The sequence below is a fragment of the Paracoccus sigandri genome, assembly GCF_003709565.1.
GTDB lineage: Bacteria > Pseudomonadota > Alphaproteobacteria > Rhodobacterales > Rhodobacteraceae > Paracoccus > Paracoccus siganidrum.
On sequence record NZ_QNRC01000098.1, the window covers coordinates 1 to 1,690 of the forward strand.

At 60.5% G+C, this 1,690-nt stretch carries 3 protein-coding genes; all 3 read left to right on the forward strand.

Annotated elements, in window-relative coordinates; genetic code table 11:
• The coding region (locus tag C9E82_RS24905; RefSeq protein WP_205962257.1) for a hypothetical protein at nt 1-232 on the forward strand (232 nt) is incomplete at its 5' end.
• Nucleotides 233-492: 260 nt separating this feature from the next.
• Nucleotides 493-771, forward strand: a complete 279-nt coding sequence (locus C9E82_RS23870; protein ID WP_011749594.1) for an SH3 domain-containing protein — start codon at nt 493-495, stop codon at nt 769-771.
• A 220-nt stretch (nt 772-991) separates the two neighbouring features.
• Nucleotides 992-1,603, forward strand: a complete 612-nt coding sequence (locus tag C9E82_RS23875; RefSeq protein ID WP_119901236.1) for a DUF4123 domain-containing protein — start codon at nt 992-994, stop codon at nt 1,601-1,603.
• Nucleotides 1,604-1,690 lie beyond the last annotated feature (87 nt).

Below are 1,690 nucleotides of genomic sequence, written 5' to 3' on the forward strand. Positions count from 1 at the left end.
GCTCCACGCTGTAGATCCTCCCGCCCTCCCGGCAACCGCAGAAAGGGAAAAGGTGGACGACTTTTACACCGCCCGCAGCAGCACCAAGCCGCCGCTTCCGTGGACTAATTTCGCACCGCCGTTCTCACCTCCCCGGCAAGTCACCCGCCGCTTGGCGCTGCGCGCCTCGGCCAGCGTCACCGGATCGCCCACCTCGTCGGCCGAGGGGGGATTTTTTCTTCGATCGCGATGAGGCAGGTTGATGCCGATCCGTCGTCGGTGCCTTCGGGCACTGCGGGCATGGCAAGGTTGGCCCAGAGCCGCCCGTCGAGTTCATCCCTTGCGACGAGACTGGATTCTCCGAAGCTGCCGCTGACTGGCATCGCAGCTCTACGGGACGGAACAGGCCTTCGATAGCTGGTCTTGTGCAGCCCCTTATCCGCGTCCGGCACCTGCCTGCTGTCATTTGGCGCGATGGTGTCGTAGTGATGGCAAAACGATTCAGGTCAGATCATGCGCACTCATCTTGCTGCTCTTTTCGCTCTCATGGTCGCCACCGCATGCGCGGTCGGTTCTGGTGCAGTGGTCAAGGGCGTCGGGCCAGACGATCTGCTGAAGCTTCGCGAAGGCCCTGGTCTCGATCACAACATCATCATCGGCCTGCCCGACGGAACACGCCTCACCCGCCAGAACTGCGTCACGAACAACGGGAAGGTCTGGTGCAGAGTCTCGCTCACCGACCGGCCTGGTATCTCGGGTTACGTTTCAGCGGACTATCTGGCGCATCGCTGACAGCAACAGGGTCGGCCTTTGCGGCCGGCCAGGCCGCAGCACGCTGCTTGCCAGCATTTTCCCGGAGGCCGTCGTCAAGCGCACCGTGGCACGGTTGCTACCAGAACGACATTCACAGGGCTTCTCAACACCACCGACATTTCCGAAGCGTGAGCAGGGGCCTATCCTCACCGCAGGGTGTTGATCTGCAGCAGGTTTTCCCGCACTATTTTGCGGATAGGTGCTGGCGACGTCATTCGAGATCATCAGGAGCCGCATTTTCGGCCTGAAACCCGTCGGTCGTGAGGATCTCGTCTCAGACCAAGGCCTTTACGGTGTGCTTTTTCCCGATCATGGCAGGTCGAAGACTTACGCGTTCATCGACGGGGCCCGTGTCCCGGATCTCGAGGAACGTCTCGAGGCGCATCCGGGAAAGGCGATTTGCCTGGATGGAAGGCGGGATAGTCACGAGACTGTCTGGTCCTTGCCCTGGCTCGTCGAGATCGGAACAGATGACCGCATTACCCGGAACCTGCTTTCAGATCATCCGATCCGGGGCATGTGGAACGCCGAACCGGGGTTGTTCATGGAAACGACCATGGCGATGACCGAACTGATGCGCCACCTGCGGAAATTTCACCGGCCCATGATCGGAGAGGCAACGGCGCCAATCTTCCTGCGTTATTGGGAGCCCGAGTTGCTCATCCATCTCGTCGATATGGCATGCGGCCATATCATGGCCCTGCCAAAGCCGGACCTCAGGATCATCGCAAGATTCGGCGACGAGGCACATGTCCTGACCTCGAATGTCGAGTGTCCGTCGTCAGAACATTTGGCTCAGATCGGGGCTTAGATTAGCGGAGAGCGGGCCTCGTCTTGGGGTTGATGTTATGCGGCGAGCTTGCGGTGCTGCAAGCGCCGATGTTCGATGGTCTTTCGT

What these genes read in the sequence shown, in the direction of transcription:
- C9E82_RS23870 (WP_011749594.1), top strand. Translation starts at nt 493, where the DNA reads ATGCGCACTCATCTTGCTGCTCTTTTCGCTCTCATGGTCGCCACCGCA.